Raw genomic sequence first — 21589 nt, 5'->3', positions numbered from 1 at the left:
GAGTACGAACATGTTCTTGAGCGCGGCGAAGTCCCCGCTCGTCTCCAAATGCGGCGATGAGATCGTCTGCGGAAACGTGTATGGTGGTGGTCGGGGAATGGGGCGGAAGTCATGAGCAGTCTCGAACCGGAAACCCGTCCGCCATGGGAACGGCCGTCGCCGGCGGACGTTCGCGCCCAGTTGAACCGGATTCTCGACAGCCCCGACTTCCAGGCGGCCGAGAGGCGGCGCGCCTTTTTGCGGCACGTGGTGGAAGAGACCTTGGCCGGACGCTCGAACCGGCTGAAGGGGACGACGATTGCGATCGCCGTCTTCGGCCGAGACGCGGACTTCGATCCGCAGACCGATCCGATCGTTCGCCTCGAAGCCCACCGGCTGCGCCGCGATCTGGACGGCTACTATGCGACCGCCGGTCGTGATGACCCGGTGCGTATCGGCATACCGAAAGGCGGCTACGCCATCGTGTGCGAATGGCAGTCGCCGCCGATCCCAGAACGGGGGCCAACGCCCGGTGCGGAGACGGCGGCGGCGCAACCACTGGCGCCTGCGCGGCAAAGCGCGTGGGGGCCGGCGCGCCGCCTCGTCCTGGCGGTGTGCGCCGTTCTGATCGTCGGCGTCATCGGGGTTGCGGCGTGGCAGATGCAAGACCGCGACGACGCGGTGCGGCCGACGTCAGCGCAGAAGGGACCGTCGATCGCCGTGCTGCCGTACCGCAACCTCAGCGGCGATCCGGCCAAACGCTACATCTCGGATGGGCTGAGCGAGCAGTTGATCACCGAACTCGCCCAGTACCGCGATCTTATTGTTCTATCCATCGGCGCCACGGCCGTGTCCGAGGACGGCTCGTTCGATCTGCAGAGCATCCGGAGCGGGCTCGGGGCCGATTTCGTCGTGGCGGGCGGAGTCCGCGTGTTCGAGGACCAGCTCAGGATATCGTCGCGGCTGATCGACGCGCGCGACGGGCGCCATCTCTGGGCCGGGTCGTACGCCGACGTCTTCACGCCGAAGACGGTTTTCCAGATCCAGGAGACCATGGCCCGAGAGATCGGTGGGGCGCTCGCCGGCAAATATGGCCTGCTTGCGCAGTCGGCAATGGCGCAGACGGAAAACAAGCCGCCCGAGAGCCTCGACGCCTACGACTGTGTGCTGCGCTACTATGCGTTCATGAGGAATATCGACCCGGCCCGGCACGCCGAAATCCGCGGCTGCCTTGAGCGGGCGGTGACGCTGGATCCGGACTATGCCGAAGCCTGGGCGGTTCTCGCCAACGTGTACCACCAGGAGAAGCGTTTCGGGTACGACTCGGGCGGCGAACAGGGCGATCCGAGCGTCCGCGCGCTCGAAGCGGCCAAGCGGGCGATCGCCCTCGATTCCGACAACCCGACCGGCCACCTGGTTAGCGCCCTCATCTATTTCGCCGACGGCAACATTGCTCGTTTCAAGGAAGCGGGCGATCGGGCGATCAGCCTCAATCCCGGCAGCGCCGACTTCCTCGCGCAGTACGGAAGCCGGCTGGCCTTCCACGGCGAATGGGACCGCGGCCTCGCGATGGTCGATCAGGCGATCGCACTAAATCCGGCCCATCCTGCCTGGTACCTGTTTCCGCGAGCGCTCTTCCACTTTGACCGCGGCGAGTTCGAAGGGGCGCTGGCGCAGGTGGAGCGGATCGACATGCCGGGTTTCTTCTGGAGCTACCTGCTGCGGGCTGCGATCCTCGGGCAACTGGGCCGCAATGAGGAGGCGATGGCTGCCGTCGACCGGGTGTTGGCGCTGAAGCCGCGGTTCCGCGAAGAAGCCTGGTCACTGTTCGGAGTCTGGAATTTCCCGCAACCCGTACTGCTTCATCTTGTCGCCGGGCTCGGCAAGGCCGGACTAAAAATCCCGCCACCACCCGAGCCCAAACTTGGGGCAATGCGGCGCTGACGCAGGTCCGCACGTCCCGGTTCCGTCGCAGCAACCACATCGTGTCTCGACACCGCTGCCGTCAGCGCGTCCCGGTGATAGCGGAAGGATGAAGTTTCTCAACCATTTGACGTAGCCGCGGGATTGGCCTACGGATGCGGGTCATGCCGGTGCAATCGTTGACGCGCGTCGTTTAGATCATGGCAACGTCCGCACTGCGCTGGGCGGCGATGCATGAGAGCGACTTCACGTGGGAACGGGAAGCGCTCGATTTCCTGCGCGAGCACATTCCGGATCACGATCCCTGGCGGGCGTGGGGCAACTTCGAGTTCATCGACGATACCGGCAAGGTCAACGAGGTCGACGCGCTCATCCTGTCGCCACGCGGCCTGTTACTGATTGAGATCAAGAGCCGCCCGGGCAGCATCACCGGCGACATCTCGACCTGGACGTGGAACAGCGACGGCCGTCTCCACAGCTACGACAACCAATCCTGCTTGCCAGAAGGGCCTCAGCGTCGGCTTCACCAATGTCCAGCTGAGATTAAACATGAAAAACAGCGAAGGTTCGAGCCCGGTTGCTTTTGCTCCGCCAGCTGCCCTGTCAAATGTTCTTCGCATGCGGTGGCGGGGCTGAGACGCCGAGGAACCGCGCGCTACCTGATGACTTGCTCCCCATTGGCCTCACGGACAATGAGGGTCCCGGGTTGTTGATGCTGTGTCCGCCGGCACAATTGTAGCGGGCGGGGGTTCGCTGCTTTAATGAACTTTCCCGATCTCGCACAACGCCTGGCGACGCACGTTGCGGGGACCAAGGCGCAGATCGACCGCCTCAGCAAAGTGCTGGAGTCGCTCGGTGGTAGCAGTTCGGCCCCGAAGCACTCTGCTGTGTAGGGATCGAAGGCATGGGGCCGAGGCTTTTCCTAATCCGCTCCCTTGGCTTGCGCGGCGTGCGACATCGTTACGAGTCCGACGCCGCCGATCAGGTTGCCCAGGATCGCGATCGCCGAGACTTGCGCCATGTCAGCCATGGTCACGGGCGCGCCGAATGTGAACCCGAAGGCAAGATGAAGCATCGTCACGACGGCGTGCTCGAAGGGGCCGATGGCAAGCAAGACGCCGGTGACGTAGGCCAGCAGTATCCTTCCGGTCGAGTCCCGGCTGGCGATAACCAGGAAAGACAGGAGGGCCACGAGTGCGCCACCCACAATCGACCGCATGAGCGTGGCCAGGGACGTCCGATGGGCAATTTCCTCGGCCACCCGGCTCAACGCCTCATGGGCGCCTGCCGGGAGCGCACCTTCCACCGAAAGGATCAGGACCAGGATGCCTCCTCCGACGAGGTTCAGGATCAATGTAAGTATCCAAAGACGGAATACCTTCCTCGACATTCCGCTGACCTTCGATTTGACGACAGCCGCGATCGGATCGAAGAAGTTTTCGCTGAACAGTTCGGCACGTCCGAGGATCAGAAATGGCAGTCCGACGCCGAAGGCGAGGGCTCCGAGAAGCTTGGCAAGCTCGCCGAGCGAGGGCCTCGCAAGAGCCTCGACTATGCCGAGGGCAATGATGCCGAACACGATCGTGAAACCCGCGATGAAGCCCGTGGAGAGCAGCTCCAAGGTGCTCTGATTCAGCCGCCGTTCGCCCTCCCGGGCTGATCGCTCGAAAATCTCCGCGGGCTTCAGGATGTCGTGCATGATCGACCAACTCTTCCATGCCGTTCCGGTTCCCTGGTGGATCTGCGCCCGCTGAGATGCGCGCTCCATGAGCGCGAGCGCGATCATGAAGCCCGTCGCGACGATCGTCCGGTGCGACTGCCAGATTGATGATCGACTTACTGACCCTGCAAGCCACTGCGGGTCCCGCGGGGCTGCACGGCCATCGTTACAAAAAATTTTATATTTCCGTCACGAAACCAATCGAGACGCTTCTTTAAGAGTCCTGGCCGGAAGGCGTTCGGGCACCGGTGGCCCGGAGGTCCGGCATTTCTCGCGTCCTCGTCGAGAGCGCGCGGCCAAAGTCCGAACATTATCATTTGCAACGGGGCCGCATCTTCAGAGGTGCGGACGGCAGAGCAGGAGGGACGGGGCATGGATACAAGGAACATCGTCAAACGCGGTGCACGCCGCGCGGCAGCATTGCTTGCGGCGTTTGCGATCACCCACCTCGGCGCCGGGGCAGCGCTGGCCAAATCGGAGTTGCTTGTCTACACCGCGATCGAGGCCGACGAACTCGCCAAGTTCAAGAAGGCGTTCGAGACGGACTATCCTGACGTCGAGATCAAGTGGGTGCGCGACTCGACCGGCATCGTCACTGCCAAGCTGCTGGCGGAGAAGGGCAATCCCCAGGCCGACATCGTCTGGGGTCTGGCCGCGACCAGCCTGATGCTGCTCGCCGACGAAGGCTACTTTCAGCCCTATGCGCCGAAGGGCGTCGACAAGCTGGACGCCGAGTATGTTGACGGCGCCCAGCCGCCGGTCTGGGTGGGCCAGCGGGCGTGGATCGCCTCCATCTGCTTCAACACGGTTGAGGCCGCGAAGCACAACCTGCCGATGCCGACGTCGTGGCAAGACCTGACCAAGCCGGAGTTCAAGGGCAAAGTGGTGATGCCGAACCCCAACTCGTCGGGCACCGGCTTCCTCGACGTCTCCTCTTGGATCCAGATGTTCGGCGAGGAGAAGGCGTGGACGTACATGGACGCCCTCCACGAGAACATCGCGTGGTACACCCATTCCGGCTCGAAACCCTGCAAGCAGGCCGCCGCGGGCGAGATCCCGGTCGGCATTTCGTTTGCCTACCGTGGCGCCAAGCTCAAGAGCGAGGGGGCGCCGATCGACGTGATCGCTCCCGATCCGGGCGTGGGCTGGGACTTGGAAGCGTTCGCCATCACCAAAAACAGCAAACACCTCGACGCCGCCAAGAAGCTGGCCGACTGGTCGGTGAGCAGGAAGGCGAACGAGATCTACAACGAGGAGTATGCCGTGGTGGCGATGCCGGGCGTGGCCAAGCCGGTGGAGAACTTCCCGCCGGACATCGAGGCGAAGATGATCAGGAACGATTTCGCCTGGGCCGCGGCCAACCGCGAGCGCATCCTCAAGGAATGGGGCGCGCGTTACGACGGGAAGTCGGAGCCGAAGTCGTAGTCGCGTCGACGCGGAGTGAGTAGCGATGGCGGTGGCCGAAAGCGGGGGCCCGTACCTTCGGATCCAGAACGTCACCAAGGCCTTCGGTGACTTCACGGCGCTTCGAGAGGTCTCGCTGGACGTTCACGAAGGGGAGTTCGTCTGCTTCCTCGGCCCCTCCGGGTGCGGCAAGACGACGCTTTTGCGGGCGATCGCCGGGCTCGACATCCAGACCTCGGGACTGGTGTACCAGGGCGGCGCGGACGTTTCCGCGCTGCCGCCGTCGCAGCGGGACTTCGGCATCGTCTTTCAGTCCTACGCCCTGTTTCCCAACCTGACCGTCCGCAGGAACGTCGCCTTTGGCCTGGAGACCCGCAAGATGGCCAAGGAGGCGATCGGCAAGCGGGTCGACGAGTTGCTCGAGACGGTCGGTCTGCCCGACCAGGGCGACAAATACCCGGCGCAACTCTCCGGCGGCCAGCAACAGCGGGTGGCGCTGGCCAGGGCGCTCGCCACCTCTCCGGGCCTGCTGCTCCTCGACGAGCCGCTGAGCGCCCTCGACGCCAAGGTCCGGGTGCGGTTGCGCGACGAGATCAAGGCGCTGCAGCGCAGCCTCGGCGTCACGACCATCATGGTCACCCACGACCAGGAAGAAGCGCTGAGCATGGCCGACCGGATCGTGGTGATGAACCAGGGCTACATCGAGCAGGTGGGATCTCCGCTGGAGATCTACCGGAACCCGGCGACGGCGTTCGTCGCCGACTTCATCGGCACGATGAACTTCTTTCCGGCGACGGCGATCGAAGCGGGCAAGGTCCGCCTCGGCGAGGTCGACATCGCCTGTGCCACCGGCTTTCTCGGAGACACCCCGATCATCCTCGCCATCCGGCCGGAGGACTTCGTCGTCCACGAGGGCAATGGCGCCGCCGACAACGCCGTCGAGGCGCGGGTGCACATGCTCGACTTCCTCGGGTCTTTTTACCGCGCGACCCTCGTCGGCCCGGCCTTCACCGCCGAGTGGGCGATGGCCGACCTGTCCGTCAACATCGTGCGGCGGCTCGACCTCCGCCAAGGGTCGGTGATCAAGGTCCGAATGCCCGGCGAGCGGCTGCGCGTCTACGCGAAGAACTGAGTCATGAACATCGCCGTTCTGGCCGAACCGGCCCCCGCTTCCGTCGCCGATGCGGTTCGCATCAACCCGAAGGTCAGCCGCGACGACATCGTCATGCGGGCGTCGATGGTGCTGATCGGGTTGTTCCTCGTCGTCTGTGTCCTGCTGCCGCTCTACGTGATGCTTTCGAAGAGCATGCACGACAAGCAGGGAGCGTTCGTCGGCTTCGCCAACTTCGCATCCTATTTCTCGACCCCGGCGCTGTTCCATTCCGTCTACAACAGCTTGACCGTGTCGATGCTGGCGATGGCAATCATCATGGGGCTTGGCTTCGTCTACGGCTATGCCCTCACCCGCACCTGCATGCCGTTCAAGGGCTTCTTCAAGGCGGTCGCGCTGATCCCGATCCTGGCCCCCTCGCTGTTGCCGGGTATCTCGCTGGTGTACCTGTTCGGCAACCAGGGAATTTTCAAGGATCTGCTGTTGGGCGAGTCCATCTACGGTCCCATCGGGATCGTCATGGGCGCCTGCTTCTGGACGTTTCCCCACGCGCTGATGATCATCATTACGGCGCTGTCGACGTCCGACGCCCGCCTGTACGAGGCCGCCCATGTCATGGGTGCAAGCAAGCTCAAGACCTTCTTCACCGTCACCATTCCCGGATGCAAGTATGGCTTGATCAGCGCCGCCTTCGTCGTGTTCACACTGGTGATCACCGATTTCGGCGTTCCCAAGGTGATCGGAGGCCAGTACAACGTGCTCGCCACCGACATCTACAAGCAGGTGGTCGGCCAGCAGAATTTCGAGATGGGCGCCGTGGTGTCGGTCATTCTGCTGTTTCCCGCCGTGCTCGCCTTCGCCGTCGACCGCATCGTGCAGCGCAAGCAGGTGGCCTTGCTATCGGCGCGATCCGTACCGTACCAACCGAAGCCCAACGGACGGCTCGACTACGCCATGCTCGCCGTGTGCGGTATCGTGGCATTTCTGCTGGTCGGTATCGTGGGCATGGCGGCCTGGGCATCGTTGATCAAGTTCTGGCCGTACGACCTGTCGCTCACCTTCGCCCACTACAGCTTCGAGCTCGCCGACGGCGGCAGCTGGGACGCCTATTTCAACTCCATCCGCATGGCCCTTTATACCGCCGTGTTCGGCACCGCCATCGTGTTCTTCGGCGCCTACCTGGTGGAGAAGGGCCGCGGCTTCGAGCGCGGCCGGCAGTTGTTTCAGTTGCTGGCGCTCGTTCCGCTGGCGGTGCCGGGGCTGGTTCTCGGCCTCGCTTACATCTTCTTTTTCAACCAGTCGTGGAACCCGTTCAACTTTCTCTACGGCACCATGGCGATCCTGGTGGTCTGCACCATCGTCCACTTCTACACGGTCAGCCACATGACCGCAGCGACAGCGCTGAAGCAGATGGATCCGGAGTTCGAATCGGTGGCGGCGTCGCTGAATAGCCCGTTCTACCGAACCTTTGCCCGGGTCACCGTGCCCGTCTGCATGCCGGCGATCCTCGATATCTCCATGTACCTGTTCCTTAACGCCATGACCACGGTGTCGGCGGTGGTGTTCCTGTATTCGCCCGACACCATGCTGGCGTCGGTGGCGGTGCTCAACATGGACGACGCCGGCGACATCGCCCCTGCTGCGGCGATGGCGATGATGATCGTCTATACTTCCGCCGTCGCCCGCATCCTGCACGCCGTGCTCACCCGCGGCCTGGCGCGAAGGGCGCAGGCATGGCGGCGGCGGTGACCGACCCGATCCTCCTCACCCCCGGCCCGCTCACCACCTCGGCAACCGTCAAGGAGGCGATGCTCAGGGACTGGGGTCCCGCGACGACGCCTTCATTGCCATCAATCGCCGCATCCGCGACCGCCTCGTCGAAATGGCGGGCGGCGTCGGCAGTCACGTCTGCGTGCCGATCCAGGGCAGCGGAACCTTCGCCATCGAGGCGACCGTCGGCACCCTGCTGCCTCGGGAAGGCAAGCTCCTGGTGCTGGTGAACGGCGCCTACGGGCAACGCATCGTCAGGATGACCCGGGTCATGGGTCGCATCGCCACCGCAATCGAGACGCCCGAAGACACGCCGGTGTCGCCGTCGGACCTGGATGCAGCGCTCGCCGCCGATCCCGCCGTCACCCACGTCGCCGTCGTCCACTGCGAGACCACCTCCGGCATCCTCAATCCGGTCGCCGAGGTTGCCGCCGTGTGCAAAGACCGCGGCCGGGCGCTGATCGTGGACGCCATGAGCGCGTTTGGCGCGCTGCCGATCGACGCCCGCGAGGTGCCGTTCGACGCCGTTGTCGCCAGCGCTAACAAGTGCCTGGAGGGCGCCCCCGGCATGGGCTTCGCGATCGTTCGCAAGGACGCGCTGACGGCCGGCAAGGGCAACGCCCATTCGCTCAGTCTCGATTTGTTCGAGCAGTGGCAAGGGTTCGAGGCCAATGGGCAGTGGCGGTTCACCCCGCCGACCCACGTCATCGCCGCCTTTGAACGAGCCCTAGAAGAGCACGCCGCCGAGGGCGGAGTCGAAGGCCGCGGCAACCGCTACCGCCGCAACCATCGGGTGCTCGTCGACGGCATGACAGCGCTCGGCTTCGAGATGCTGGTACCGGCGCCGTTGCAGGCCCCGATCATCGTCACCTTCCTGATGCCGGCCAATCCCCGCTTCGTGTTCACCGCCTTCTACGATCGGCTGCGCGCCAAGGGCTTCGTCATCTATCCCGGGAAGCTGACGGTCGCCGACAGCTTCCGCATCGGCTGCATCGGCCGCATCGACGAGGACTGCGTGCGGGCAGCGCTGCGGGCGATCGAAGCGACCCTCGATGAAATGGGCGTGGAATCCGGCGCACCGGCACGTCCCGGAAAGGCTTCGGGATGAGCTTTCGGTATCGCCGTACCTACCGCGGTCCACTCCGCGCCGTGGTCCTCGACTGGGCCGGAACCACTTGCGATCACGGTTGTCTGGCGCCGGCCGCAACCTTCATCGCAGCGTTCGCAAGCGCACACGTCCCCATAACGGTGGAGCAAGCGCGCGCTCCCATGGGCATGGCGAAGTGGCAACACATCAGGATGATCACCCGGATGCCCACCGTCGCCGAGGCCTGGGAGCGACACCACGGGCGGCCGCCAACCGACTCCGATGTCGATACGCTCTACGAGCATTTTCTGCCGCTCCAGATAGAAACCGTGGCGCGGAATTCGGAGTTGATCGAGGGGGTCCTCGATGTCGTCTCGGCCATGCGCCAGCGCGGGCTGAAGATCGGCTCGACCACCGGATACCCGGGCGCCGTCATGGAGGTGGTCGTTCGCGTGGCCAAGGCACAGGGCTACGAGCCAGACAGCATCGTCACCGCCGATGACACACCCTTGGGCCGCCCCGGTCCCTTCCCGGCGTTCAAGACGCTCATCGATATGGGCGTCCATCCGGTGGAGGCAGTCGTCAAGATCGGCGACACCGTCGTCGACATCGAGGAGGGTCTCAACGGGGGAATGTGGGCGGTGGGCGTTGCCGTGACCGGCAACGAAGTCGGTCTCTCCGCCGAAGATTGGGCCGCCCAACCCGCGGACCGAAAGGCCGCGCTTCGCGATCGTGCCTCAGCCAGACTGTCGTCCGCCGGCGCCCATTTCGTCGTCGACAGCCTTGCCCACGTCCTCCCCGTGCTCGACCAGATCGAGGCTGCGCTGGCGCGCGGGGAAAAGCCATGAACCGGCCAGCCATCGTGCAGAGCGAAGGCGACACCAATTCGGGTGAACGCCGGAACAGGTGGCGTTCCGGATACGTCGGCAAGGAGAGCCGGTCCCTGCTCGCTCGCGACGAGAAGGTATTCTTGAAGCAGTCGCTGTCCACACCCTGCCTCACCGCCATCCGCCGCGCCGAGGGCATCTGGCTCGAGGACATGGACGGGCGACGCTTCATGGATTTCCACGGCAACAGCGCGCACCACCTGGGCCACGGCCATCCCCGCGTCCGCGAAGCGATCCGCCGCCAGTTGGATGAACTGCCGTTCGCGCCACGCCGCCTCACCTGCGAGCCCGCGGTTGCCCTGGCTGAACGGCTCGTCGAATTGGCGCCCCCGGGGCTCGACAAGGTTCTGTTCGTTCCCGGTGGCTCGGAGGCGGTCGAGGTCGCCCTCAAGCTCGCCCGTGTCGCCACCGGCCGCTACAAGACCCTGTCGTTCTGGGACTCGTTTCACGGTGCCGGCTTTGGCGCCGCCAGCGTCAGCGGCGAGCGGCTTTTCCGTTCCCACGGCATCGGCCCGTTGCTGACCGGGAGCGAGCACGTGCCGCCATTCGCTTGCTACCGCTGTCCCTTTGGCTTTCCGTCCGTAAGCGGCCAACCGGATCTTGACGCCTGCCGCATGGCCTGCGCCCGGACGCTGGCATATACTCTCGAGCGAGAAGGTGACTTCGCCGCCTTTATCGCCGAGCCCGTTCGCAACGTACCCTACCTGCCGCCCCCCGACTTCTGGGCGAAGGTGCGCAAGAGCTGCGATGAACACGGAACGCTCCTGATCTTCGATGAGATTCCGACAGGTCTGGGCAGAACCGGCCGGCTGTTCGTCTGCGAGCACTTCGAAACGACGCCGGACATCCTCGTCCTGGGCAAGGCCCTCGGCGGCGGGATGTTGCCGCTGGCGGCGGTGCTTGCCCGGTCGGATCTCGATCTCGGTGAAGATCTTGCTGTCGGTCACTACACCCACGAAAAGAACCCGGTTCTGGCCAGCGCCGCCCTCGCGACCCTCGACGTCATCGTCGAAGAAGGGCTGGCCGAGCGCGCCGCCGAACTCGGCCGCCATGCGCTCGCGCGTCTAGGCGAGATCGCCGCGAGCCGTCCGGTGATTGGCGAGGTTCGGGGCATGGGTTTGATCATCGGCGTCGAGTTGATCACCGCCGGCGGCCAACCCGGAGACGACATAGCAACGGCGACGATGTACTCGGCGCTTTCCCGCGGTCTCAACTTCAAAGTGACCATGGGCAACGTACTGACCCTGACGCCGCCGCTGATAATCACCTACGCCGAGCTGGACACAGCCCTGGATATCCTGGCCGACAGCATCGACGAAGCAATCTCGTGGACGCCGGCATAGGCGAAACGGGCAACGGAAAGGGTGGAAGAGCGCTTGATGAACCTTTTCAGGCCCGATGCCGAAGTGCGGCCTTGAAGTGCGCGGCTAGTTTGACTACCGTCGAATTATGGAAGAGAAACGGGCTATCGAGGCGTTCGCAGCCTTGGCGCAGGAACATCGGTTGGCGGTGTTTCGCCTGCTCGTGCGGCACGGGCCTAGCGGGGCGGCGGCAGGCCAGATCGCCGACTGGGTCGGCGTGCCGCCGTCGACGCTGTCCCATCACTTGGCCCACCTGGAGCGGGCGGGATTGCTGAGATCGTGGCGCATCCAGCGCAACATCTTCTATGCCGTGGATGTCGAAGGCACGCGCCGGTTGATCGAATTCCTTACCGAGGATTGCTGTCAGGGACAACCCGAGATTTGCGGATACGGAAAGACGGCAGCCTGCGGCGGCGATCGCCATCGATCACTGTTTGAGGCGCAGGACGTTCCGAAACGTGGCGGATGAGTAGCAGCCGGGGGAAAAACCAACGGTGGCCCAGCGCCGTCTCGTCGTCCGTTCCCGACACGCTGCCCGATACTCGTCGACAATCATTCTTCGGCGAGGACGCTTCGCCCGGGATGACTGAAACCGCCTGAAGGAGGAAACCGATGGCTGAAGGCGCGACAGATCGCATGTACAATGTCTTGTTCTTGTGCACGGGCAACTCGGCCCGCAGCGTCATCGCCGAGAGCATCTTGAACCGGTACGGCCGGGGCCGATTCAGAGCATACAGCGCCGGCAGCCATCCCACCGGCGAGGTCAATCCCTATGCCCTCGAGCTGCTGAAGAACCAGAATTATCCAACCGGAGAGCTGCGCTCCAAGGACTGGGGCGAGTTCTCCGGGCGCGACGCACCCCATCTCGATTTTGTTTTCACCGTCTGCGACAACGCCGCCCAGGAGGTTTGCCCGGTTTGGCCGGGCCAGCCGATGACCGCCCACTGGGGCGTGCCCGATCCCGCGGCGGCCGAGGGGTCGGAGGCGGTCAAGCGCGCGGCCTTTGCCGAGACGATGCGGCTTCTGACCCAGCGGATCAGCATCTTCACCAGTCTGCCGCTCGCGTCTTTGGACAGGCTCAGCCTCCAGAAGCGACTGGACGACATCGGCAAGGCCAAGGACGCCCCGGACACCGCAGCCGAATAGGCGGATCGTCCAGCCGAATACGCGTTCGTCCGCTTCGCGCCCCGGCCGGAGGCCGGTACCGGCGGCGAAGTGAGGCCGTTTGCACAATCACCTTGCGAAGCGCCGGTTGATCCGATGCTCGGCAACAAGCGCGAGCGTCACTGCAGCCGCTGTCCCTCGCTGTTTTCAGCCCACCTTTCTTTTGCGCGGTTCCCCGTCAAGTCGTCAAATATGATGCTTGACACATCATAAAAAACGTCATATCGGCTAATTAACATAGCTGGAACATGATGCAAATCGTCGAATGATTACGGCTGCCCAGCTGCGTGCCGCCAGGGCTCTGGTCGGCTTGGACCAGCGCAAGTTGGCGGAGTTGTCGGGCCTTTCGGTGCCGACGATCCAGCGCATGGAAGCCAGCGGGGGCGTGATCCGGGGCAACGTGGACTCGTTGATGAAGCTCGTCGCCGCGCTCGATGCGGCCGGGATAGAGCTGATCGGCGAAGGGTCGGCCAGTTCCGGCGGCGGTCGTGGCGCCCGCCTCAAAGCCGCTCAGCCGCCGCCGGCGAAAGAGGAGCAGGACCGCAAAGTCGTCGGGCCAGAATACGGCCCCGAGGATCTGTGATCAAAGAGACAGGCGTCGCCAGCAATGTCCGTTGAAATCGCCCTGTGGTCGGTAGCCGCTTTGCTCGCAACAGCGTTCCTGGCGATCTTGCGCAGCCAATCGCCTGGTGCGCGAAGCCTTGTCTACGGTGCGTCGCTCGCGGTCTCGGCGGTTGCCTTCTCATCGGCTCTGGCAGCGCTGATAGGGCCGGCAGGCTCCGCCGCGGCATCGACCTTGCCGCTCGGCATTCCCTGGATCGGCGCCCACTTCCGGATCGACGCGCTCGCCGCCTTCTTCCTCGTGGTCGTCAACCTGGGCGGGGCGGCGGCGAGTCTCTACGGTCTGGGCTACGGCCGGCACGAGCCGGCGCCGCAGCGGGTGCTGCCCTTCTTTCCGGCGTTCCTCGCAGGGATGAACCTCGTGGTGCTGGCGGACGACGCCTTCACCTTCCTTCTGACCTGGGAGTTCATGTCGCTCGCGTCCTGGGCGCTCGTCATGGCCCACCACCGCGATCGTGACAACGTCCGTGCCGGCTACATCTACCTGACCATGGCGAGCTTCGGCACGTTCGCGCTCCTGCTCGCCTTCGGCCTCCTGGCGGGCGCGGAAGGAAGCTACACCTTCGAGGCGATCCGCGCCGGCAGCCATGCGACCTGGGTCGGCGCGTTTGTGCTCGCACTGGTCCTTCTCGGCGCCGGCTCCAAGGCCGGCATCGTGCCACTGCATGTCTGGCTGCCGCTCGCGCACCCAGCCGCACCCAGCCATGTCTCGGCGCTGATGAGCGGCGTCATGACCAAGGTCGCGGTCTACGGCTTCACCCGTATCGTCTTCGACCTGCTCGGCCAGCCGAGTTGGTGGTCAGGCATGGTGGTGCTGTTCCTGGGCGGCATCACGGCCGTGCTTGGCGTTCTCTATGCCCTGATGCAGCAGGACCTGAAGCGGCTGCTCGCTTATAGTACGGTCGAGAATATCGGCATCATCTACATCGGGCTCGGCCTGTCGCTCGCCTTCGGCGCCAACGGGATGCGGGCGGCGGCCGCTTTGGCTCTCACCGCCGCGCTGTTCCACGTCCTCAACCACTCCATCTTCAAGAGCCTGCTGTTCTTCGGGGCCGGGGCGGTGCTGACGGCGACCGCCGAGCGCGACATGGAGCATCTCGGCGGGCTCATCCACCGTATGCCCCTGACCAGCTTCACCTTCCTTGTCGGCTGTGTCGCCATTTCCGCCCTGCCGCCGCTGAACGGCTTCGTCTCCGAGTGGCTGACCTTCCAGGCCATCCTTCAAAGCCCCGACCTGCCGCAATGGGGTTTGAAGGTCATGGTGCCGGCGGTGGGGGGCCTTCTGGCGCTGTCGGCGGCGCTCGCCGCAGCCTGCTTCGTCAAGGCCTTTGGCGTGACCTTCCTCGGGCGGGCACGTTCCGAAGCGGCGACAGTGGCCCGCGAGGTCGACCGGTTCTCACTGAGCGCGATGTTCTTCTTTGCCGCGCTTTGCCTCTTGGCCGGAATCCTTCCCGGCTTCGTGATCGACGCTCTGGCGCCGGTGACGCTGTCCCTTGTCGGCGAGCGCATGCCGGTCCAAACCGGCGTGCCCTGGCTGTCGATCGTGCCGATTACGGAGAGCCGCAGTTCCTACAACGGCCTTCTCGTCTTTCTCTTCATCGCGGTCTCGGCCTTGCTTGCTGTGAGCGTCATCCACCGCTTCGCATCTCGCAAGCTGCGCCGGGCGCCGGCTTGGGACTGCGGCTTTCCCGACCCCAGCCCGAACACGCAATACACGGCCGGAAGCTTTGCGCAACCCATCCGCCGCGTCTTCGGCACGCTCGTTTTCCAGGCCCGCGAGCAGGTGGCGATGCCGCCGCCCGGGAGCCTCGAGGCGGCGCGCCTGACCGTCACGTTCCGAGACCTTATCTGGGAGGGCATCTACGAGCCGATCGCCGGCATCGTCAATTCTGCTGCCGACCGGCTCAATGTCCTGCAGTTCCTGACGATTCGCCGATATCTGAGCCTGGTCTTCATTGCCCTCGTCCTGCTGCTCCTGGTGCTCGCGATATGGCCCTGATCCTCGACTTCTTGACGCAGGGCGCCCAAATGGCCCTGGTGCTGGCGCTGGCACCCTTGCTCACGGGCTTCGTGCGCAAGGTCAAGGCGAGGCTCCTCCAACGCCGAGGGCCGTCGCTGATCCAGCCCTACCGTGATCTCTTGCGGCTGCTGCGCAAGGAGGTGGTGCTCGCCGAGAACGCCTCCTGGCTGTTCCGCGTCACGCCCTACCTCGTCTTCGCCGCGACCTGGGTGGCGGCGGCCCTCGTGCCGACCTTCGCTACCGGCCTCATGTACTCCTGGACGGCCGATCTCATCGCCATCATCGCGCTCCTCGGCCAGCGCGCGATTCTTCCTGGCGCTGGCGGGCATGGACGTCGGCACCAGTTTCGGCGGCATCGGCTCAAGCCGCGAGGTGATGATCGCCTCGCTCGCCGAGCCGGCGATGCTGCTCATCGTCTTCACGCTGGCGCTCGTCGCCGGCTCGACGCAGCTTTCGACCATTGCGGCCTTCATGACTTCGCCCAACGTGGGTTTGCGCGTCTCGCTCGGCCTCGTGCTGGTCGGCCTCCTCATCGTGGCGGTCGCGGAGAACGCGCGGATTCCGGTGGACAACCCTGCGACGCACCTGGAGCTGACCATGGTGCACGAGGCCATGGTGCTGGAATACTCCGGCCGCCATCTCGCCATGATCGAGTTCGCCGCGTCCCTCAAGCTGCTGCTCTATGCCTCGCTGATCGCCTGCCTGTTCGTGCCTTGGGGCCTGGACGGCGCAGCGGCAGGCTCCGCAGGATCTGTAGTCGGCGTGCTGGCTTACCTCGTCAAGCTCGCGGCCGTTGGCTTCCTGCTCGCCGTGTTCGAAACCGCTATCGCCAAGATGCGGGTTTTCCGCGTGCCCGACTTCCTCGGCGCCGCGCTCATGCTGGGGCTGCTCGGCACCCTGCTCTTGTTCGTCTCCCGGAGCCTGTGATGGACGGCCTCGCCTTCGACATCGCCCACCTGCTCGCCGGCGGCCTTGTTCTGGTCAGCCTCATGATGCTCTATCAGGACCGGCTTTACGCGCTGCTCAACATCTTCGCGCTGCACGCTTTGGTGCTCGCCCTCTCGGTCGCTTGGCAGGCATTCATACAGAACGCTCCGCATCTCTACATCACCGCGATCATCGCGCTCGTTTTCAAGGCGATCGCCATCCCGATGGCGCTTCATCGCATCATCCAGCGGCTCGGCATCCATCGCGAGATCGAGACGGTTGTCGGCATCGGTCCCACGATGATGGCCGGCATGGGCCTCGTGGCGCTCTCCATCGCCGTGATGCTGCAAGTGACCGAGGAGGCCGACCCTTTGGCGCGCCAGGATCTAGCCTTCGCCCTTGGCTGTGGTGCTGCTCGGTCTTCTTCTCATGGTGACGCGCCGCAACGCGGTGAGCCAGGTGGTCGGCTTCATGTCGCTTGAGAACGGTCTGATCCTGGCCGCGACCGGCGCCAAGGGCATGCCGCTGGTGGTGGAGATCAGCGTCGCCTTCTCGGTGCTGATCGCGTTCATCGTGATCGGGATCTTCCTGTTCCGCATTCGGGAGCGCTTCGACACGGTGGACGTCCACGCGCTCGACCTCCGCCGGGGGGACCGGCAATGAGCATGCCTGCCTTCGATCCCGCACCGGCGGTTTTCCTCATCCCGTTGGGGGCGGCGGCACTGCTAGTCCTGCTGCCGAGCTACAGGCTCACCGCCCGGCTGAACGTGCTGGCCACCCTGCTGACGCTGCTCGCGGCGGCGTCGCTTCTTCTCGGGGATCGTCCGGAACCGGGGCCGTATCTGCTGATCGACGATCTCAACATCGTCTTCATCGTGCTCAACACGTTCGTCGGCTTCACGACGAGCGTGTTCAGCGCAAGCTACATTGCTCACGAACTCGAGACCGGGCGGCTCGCGCCGACCTACCTGCGTTTCTACCACGCCATGTACCAGGCGCTGATGTTCGCGATGAACCTGGCGCTCGTTGCGAACAACATCGGGCTCATGTGGGTCGCGATCGAGCTCGCCACCCTGACCACCGTGCTGATGGTCGGCATCTATCGGACACACGAGGCGCTGGAGGCGGCGTGGAAATACTTCATCCTCGGCAGCGTCGGCATCGCGCTCGCGCTGTTCGGCACGATCCTTGTCTACATGGCGGCCCACCCCGTGGTCGGCGAAGGGCTCGAGGCGATGATGTGGACCACTCTGATGCACCATGTCGCCGGCTTCGATCCGGCGCTGCTCAGCCTCGCCTTCATCTTTCTCTTGCTGGGCTACGGCACCAAGGTGGGCCTGGCGCCGCTGCATGCCTGGCTGCCCGACGCCCATGCCGAGGGCCCGACGCCGATCTCGGCGGTGCTGTCCGGCTTGCTCCTGAACGTGGCGCTCTATGCCGTGCTGCGCTTCAAGATGCTGCTCACCGCCAATCCCGACGCCATCGCGCCGGGGCCGCTGATGGTCACCATGGGCCTGGTCTCGCTCGTCTTCGCCGCGTTCATGCTCTACCGCCGGCGCGACATCAAACGCATGTTCGCCTATTCCTCGATCGAGCACATGGGCATCATCACCTTTGCCTTCGGCATGGGCGGGCCGCTCGCCAACTTCGCGGGGCTCCTGCACATGGTGATGCACAGCCTCACCAAGTCGGCGATCTTCTTCGCCGTCGGCCACGTCGCCCAGGTCAAGGGCACGCAGAAGATCGCCGATATTGGCGGCCTCACCGAGACCCACCCTTGGCTCGGCTGGGGCCTCGTGGTCGGCGTCGTGGCGATCGCCGGCCTGCCGCCGCTCGGCATCTTCATGAGCGAGTTCCTGGTCGTCAGCTCGACCTTCGCCCGCGAGCCGCTGCTGGCGGTGCCGCTGGTGCTCGGCCTTCTGGTCGCGTTCGGCGCCCTGCTGCTGCGCCTCAACGGGCTCGCGTTCGGAGAGCCCCGCGGCAGCACCGCGCCTGCGGAAGCGTCTTACGTGCCGATGTTCGCCCATCTCGCGCTGGTGCTCGCCGCCGGACTTTACCTGCCGCCGCCGCTCGTCGCGTGGTTCCAGCATGTCGCCGGTATCCTCGGATGACGCGGCAGAGCCCGTGCCCTCGCCCGACCTGATCCTGAGCGGCCGCCGCATCGCGCCACCGGCCGTGGCCCCGCGCTGTCGTCGACCCGGCTGTCTGGAGCCTCGCCGCCGGGCAACTGGCGGAGGGCCATTGGAGATTGCTGGGGCTGTGGGGAGAACCGCAAACGGCCCACATGGCGCTGCTCGACGAACCGGCCGGCGGGATCGCCGTCATCAGTGTGGACTGCATGGATGGACGCTATCCGTCCGTCGGGCAGCGACATCCGCCGGCGATGCGCCTGGAGCGGGCCGCACGCGACCTGTTCGGGATCGAACCGGCGGGCCTGCCCGACAGGCGGCCGTGGCTCGATCACGGCCGCTGGGGCGTGCGTCATCCACTTGGCGACCATAAGACCGAGGCGGTGGCCGAGCGCCCGCCCTATGGCTTCCTGCCGGCCGAGGGCGAAAGCCTGCACCAGATCCCGGTCGGCCCGGTGCATGCCGGCATCATCGAGCCCGGCCATTTCCGCTTCACCGCCAACGGCGAGACCGTCGTCCGCCTCGAAGAGCGTCTGGGCTATGTGCACAAGGGTATCGAAGGCCTGATGGCCGGGGCCGATCTCGAGCGGGCGGCGAAACTTGCCGGACGGACCTCCGGCGACAGCACCGTCGCCTATCAGCTCGCCTTCGCGCGCGCCGTCGAGGCGGCGCTTGCCCTCGAGGTGCCGCAACGTGCCCACTGGCTGCGGGCGCTCATGGCGGAGCTTGAACGCCTCGCCAATCACCTCGGCGACATCGGCGCCATTTGCAACGACGCGGCGTTCGCGCTGATGCATGCCCATTGCGGCATCCTCCGGGAACAGGTTCTGCGGGCGAACGATGCCTGTTTCGATCACCGGCTGATGCGCGACCGCATCGTTCCGGGGGGCGTGATCGGCGATGTCGCGGAGGGTGGCCTCGCCGCCTTGCGCGCGTTGCTCGCCGAGGTGCGCCGGCGTTTTCCCGCGCTGGTCGAGCTCTACGACAACACGGCGTCTCTCCAGGACCGGACCGCCGGCACCGGGGTACTGACGCCGGACCTCGCGCGCCGGTTCGGCGCCGGCGGCTTTGTCGGGCGGGCCTCGGGCGCGCCTTCGACGCACGCAAGCTTCCCGATCAACCGCCGTACGATCGCCTCCGCTTCGATGTGCCGGTGCTCGATGACGGCGACGTCAATGCGCGCGTGTGGATCCGCGTTCGCGAGGTCGAGCAGAGCCTGTCACTCATCGAGCAGATACTGGACGGATTGCCGGACGGCGCGGTGCGGGCCGAGGTCGCGCCTGGCTCCGGCGAGGGATTGGCGCTCGTCGAGGGCTTTCGCGGCGATGTCCTGGTGTGGCTGCGCCTCGACGCCGGAGGACGGGTGGCGCGCTGCCATCTCCGCGACCCGTCCTGGTTCCAATGGCCGCTGCTCGAAGCGGTCATCGAGGGCAACATCGTCGCCGACTTCCCGCTCTGCAACAAGTCGTTCAACTGCTCCTACTCGGGGCACGATCTTTGAAAGCGTCGCCTCATGCGGAAGTTGCTCCTCGAAGGCCTGATCCGACCACCGCTCACCGAGCGGGCGCCCTCCCCGGACGACGCGGCGCTGATCGAACTCGCCAACGCGCTCGGCCGTGCAGGACAACGGCGCCTCGGCCGCAGCCTTTCGATCCGCGAGGTCGACGCCGGCTCGTGCAACGGCTGCGAGCTCGAGATCCACGCGCTCAACAACGCCTACTACGACATCGAGCGGTTCGGGCTGCGCTTCGTCGCCTCGCCGCGCCATGCCGACGTGCTGCTGGTCACCGGGCCGGTCACCAGGAACATGCGCGAGGCTCTGGAGCGCACCTACGCCGCGACGCCCGATCCGAAGTGGGTGGTCGCGGTCGGCGACTGCGCGCGCGACGGCGGGTGTTTCGCCGGAAGCTATGCCGTCACGGGTGGCGTCGCGGATGTCATTCCGGTCGACCTGCATATCCCCGGCTGCCCCCCGCGCCCGCTGGAGATCGTGCAAGCTCTCCTGGCGCTGGTGCAGTCGTCCGCGGCCGAGACGAGGGCCGTTTGAAGGACACACGCCTCGACGACGCGGCTCTTAGCAGCGCCGGTCAGGCCGGTCGCGTCTTCCAAGTCGCCGCCGTCGCGCTTCCGCACCACGATCCACCGGGAGATAACCCACAACCCCCCCCGGGGGGGGGGGGGGGGGGGGGGGGGGGGGGGGGGGGGGGGGGGGGGGGGGGGGGGGGGGGGGGGGGGGGGGGGGGGGGGGGGGGGGGGGGGGGGGGGGGGGGGGGGGGGGGGGGGGGGGGGGGGGGGGGGGGGCGGCCCGGGGGGGCCGCCCCGGGGGGGGGGGGGGGGGGGGGGGGGGGGGCGGCGGGGGGGGGGGCCGGGGGGCCGGGGGGGGCGGCGGGGGGGGGGGGGGGGCGGGGGGGCGGGGGGCCGCGGGGGGGGCGGGGGGGGGGGGGGGGGGGGGGGGGCCGGGGCGGCCCCGGGGGGGGGGGCGGGCCGGCCCGGGCCGCCCGGGCGGGGGGGGGGCCGGGCCCCCCGCCCCGGGGGGCGGGCCGGGGGCCGGCCGGGGGGGCGGGGGGGGGGGCGCCGGCCGCCCCGCGGGGGGCCCCGGGGGCCGCGGCCGCCGGGCGGCCCGCCCGGGGGCGGGGGCCGGCCCGGGGGGCGGCGGCGGGGCCGGGGCGCCCCCGGGGGGGGGTGGGGGGGGGTCGCCGGCGGCCCGCCCTGGGGGGGGCGGCGGGGGGGGCCTTCCCCCGGCGGCCGCGGGGGGGGGGGGGGGGGTTGGGGGCGCTTTCCCTGGGGCGGCGGGGGCGGGGGGGGGGGGGGGGGGGGGGCTTCCGGGGGCGGGGGGGGGGGGGGGGCGCGGGGGGCCGGCCCCGCCGGGGGGGGGGGGGGTGTGGGCCCCCCCCCGTTCGTGGGGGGGGGGGGGGGGCGGCGGAGGGGGGGCGGCGGGGCGGGGGGGGGGGGGCGGCGGGGGCGGGGGGGGTTTGGGCGGGGTCCGCGCCCTTTTGGGGGGGGGTTTCTTGGGGTTTTGTGGGGTTTGTGGGGCCCGGCGGCTGGGGGGGGGGGGTCGGGGGGCCGGGGGGGGGGGGGGGGTTCCCCCCCCCCGGCCGCGGGGGGCGGGGGGTGTCGGGGGGTGTCGGCGCTCGGGGGGGGGGGGGGGGGGGGGGCCGGGCCCCCGGCTCCGGGGGGGGGGGGGGGGGGGGGGGGGGGGGGGTTGTCGGGGGGGGGGGGCTTCGGGGTTTGTCCCCCGGGGGGGGGGGGGGCCGGGGGGGGCCCCGCGCCGCCTGTTGGGGGGGGGGGGTTGGGCGGCCCCGGGGGGGGGCTGTGGGGGGTCGGGTGGGCTTTGCAGCGGCTTTCGCCGGGGGGTCTTTGCTTGGGGGGGGGGGGGGTTTTCGGCGCCGGCGGGGGGGGGGTTGGTCCCCGGGGGGCGGGCGGGGGCGGCTTCCCGGGGGGGGGGCCGCGAGCGGGGGCGCTGACCCCCCCCCCGCCCGCGGGGGG

Annotated in this window: 15 protein-coding genes and 4 pseudogenes; 18 read left to right on the top strand and 1 reads right to left on the bottom strand. The window is 67.1% G+C overall.

What is annotated here, in order from left to right; all coding sequences use genetic code 11:
• The first annotated feature begins 111 nt into the window (after positions 1 to 111).
• The 3 genes from IPM60_13595 to IPM60_13585 all read left to right on the top strand — a co-directional run bounded on the left by IPM60_13595 (position 112) and on the right by IPM60_13585 (position 2795).
• Positions 112 to 1923: a tetratricopeptide repeat protein gene (locus tag IPM60_13595; protein MBK8908890.1), complete on the top strand. Its 1812-nt coding sequence runs from the start codon at positions 112 to 114 to the stop codon at positions 1921 to 1923.
• 209 nt (positions 1924 to 2132) lie between these two features.
• Entirely contained in the window at positions 2133 to 2615 is a 483-nt protein-coding gene (locus tag IPM60_13590; GenBank protein ID MBK8908889.1) for an NERD domain-containing protein, read from the top strand.
• 48 nt (positions 2616 to 2663) lie between these two features.
• On the top strand, positions 2664 to 2795 hold the full coding sequence (locus IPM60_13585; GenBank protein MBK8908888.1) for a DUF892 family protein: 132 nt from the start codon (positions 2664 to 2666) through the stop codon (positions 2793 to 2795).
• A gap of 29 nt (positions 2796 to 2824) precedes the next feature.
• Here the strand turns inward: IPM60_13585 and IPM60_13580 are convergent, their stop codons facing one another.
• Positions 2825 to 3601: a formate/nitrite transporter family protein gene (locus tag IPM60_13580; protein MBK8908887.1), complete on the bottom strand. Its 777-nt coding sequence runs from the start codon at positions 3599 to 3601 to the stop codon at positions 2825 to 2827.
• A gap of 393 nt (positions 3602 to 3994) precedes the next feature.
• On the opposite strand from IPM60_13580, the gene IPM60_13575 reads away from it, so the two are divergent.
• The 15 genes and pseudogenes from IPM60_13575 to IPM60_13505 all read left to right on the top strand — a co-directional run bounded on the left by IPM60_13575 (position 3995) and on the right by IPM60_13505 (position 20150).
• Positions 3995 to 5047, top strand: coding sequence for a putative 2-aminoethylphosphonate ABC transporter substrate-binding protein (locus IPM60_13575; protein MBK8908886.1), 1053 nt, complete (start codon positions 3995 to 3997; stop codon positions 5045 to 5047).
• A 25-nt stretch (positions 5048 to 5072) separates the two neighbouring features.
• On the top strand, positions 5073 to 6158 hold the full coding sequence (locus IPM60_13570) for a putative 2-aminoethylphosphonate ABC transporter ATP-binding protein (GenBank protein ID MBK8908885.1): 1086 nt from the start codon (positions 5073 to 5075) through the stop codon (positions 6156 to 6158).
• A 3-nt stretch (positions 6159 to 6161) separates the two neighbouring features.
• Positions 6162 to 7886, top strand: a complete 1725-nt coding sequence (locus tag IPM60_13565; protein MBK8908884.1) for a putative 2-aminoethylphosphonate ABC transporter permease subunit — start codon at positions 6162 to 6164, stop codon at positions 7884 to 7886.
• Positions 7871 to 9015 (top strand): annotated as a pseudogene (locus IPM60_13560) (2-aminoethylphosphonate--pyruvate transaminase). The gene IPM60_13565 and the pseudogene IPM60_13560 overlap by 16 nt, the downstream one beginning before the upstream one ends.
• Complete coding sequence (locus IPM60_13555; GenBank protein ID MBK8908883.1) at positions 9012 to 9842, top strand: phosphonoacetaldehyde hydrolase; 831 nt, start codon at positions 9012 to 9014, stop codon at positions 9840 to 9842. The pseudogene IPM60_13560 and the gene IPM60_13555 overlap by 4 nt, the downstream one beginning before the upstream one ends.
• Positions 9839 to 11224 (top strand): aspartate aminotransferase family protein, encoded by a 1386-nt coding sequence (locus IPM60_13550; GenBank protein ID MBK8908882.1) that lies wholly within the window; start codon positions 9839 to 9841, stop codon positions 11222 to 11224. The genes IPM60_13555 and IPM60_13550 overlap by 4 nt, the downstream gene beginning before the upstream one ends.
• Before the next feature lie 106 nt (positions 11225 to 11330).
• Complete coding sequence (locus IPM60_13545; protein MBK8908881.1) at positions 11331 to 11711, top strand: helix-turn-helix transcriptional regulator; 381 nt, start codon at positions 11331 to 11333, stop codon at positions 11709 to 11711.
• Positions 11712 to 11854: 143 nt separating this feature from the next.
• A complete protein-coding gene (locus IPM60_13540) occupies positions 11855 to 12388 on the top strand; it encodes an arsenate reductase ArsC (GenBank protein ID MBK8908880.1) in 534 nt (177 codons plus the stop codon).
• Positions 12389 to 12671: 283 nt separating this feature from the next.
• On the top strand, positions 12672 to 12989 hold the full coding sequence (locus IPM60_13535) for a helix-turn-helix transcriptional regulator (GenBank protein ID MBK8908879.1): 318 nt from the start codon (positions 12672 to 12674) through the stop codon (positions 12987 to 12989).
• A gap of 24 nt (positions 12990 to 13013) precedes the next feature.
• The gene (gene hyfB / locus IPM60_13530) at positions 13014 to 15026 is read left to right on the top strand and encodes a hydrogenase 4 subunit B (protein MBK8908878.1); all 2013 of its coding nucleotides are present in this window, start codon (positions 13014 to 13016) and stop codon (positions 15024 to 15026) included.
• Positions 15017 to 15974 (top strand): annotated as a pseudogene (locus tag IPM60_13525) (NADH-quinone oxidoreductase subunit H). Before hyfB ends, IPM60_13525 begins: the two are co-directional and overlap by 10 nt.
• Positions 15974 to 16637: pseudogene (locus tag IPM60_13520) on the top strand (hydrogenase-4 component E). The pseudogenes IPM60_13525 and IPM60_13520 overlap by 1 nt, the downstream one beginning before the upstream one ends.
• Positions 16634 to 18085: a hydrogenase 4 subunit F gene (locus IPM60_13515; GenBank protein MBK8908877.1), complete on the top strand. Its 1452-nt coding sequence runs from the start codon at positions 16634 to 16636 to the stop codon at positions 18083 to 18085. Before IPM60_13520 ends, IPM60_13515 begins: the two are co-directional and overlap by 4 nt.
• Before the next feature lie 116 nt (positions 18086 to 18201).
• Positions 18202 to 19604: pseudogene (locus IPM60_13510) on the top strand (NADH-quinone oxidoreductase subunit C).
• Positions 19605 to 19616: 12 nt separating this feature from the next.
• Positions 19617 to 20150: an NADH-quinone oxidoreductase subunit B family protein gene (locus tag IPM60_13505; protein ID MBK8908876.1), complete on the top strand. Its 534-nt coding sequence runs from the start codon at positions 19617 to 19619 to the stop codon at positions 20148 to 20150.
• The last annotated feature ends 1439 nt before the right edge of the window (positions 20151 to 21589 follow it).

Source organism: Rhodospirillales bacterium (genome assembly GCA_016710335.1).
In the GTDB taxonomy this organism is placed as follows: Bacteria; Pseudomonadota; Alphaproteobacteria; order Rhodospirillales; family Defluviicoccaceae; genus JADJXQ01.
This window is presented reverse-complemented; position numbering and strand designations above follow the sequence as displayed.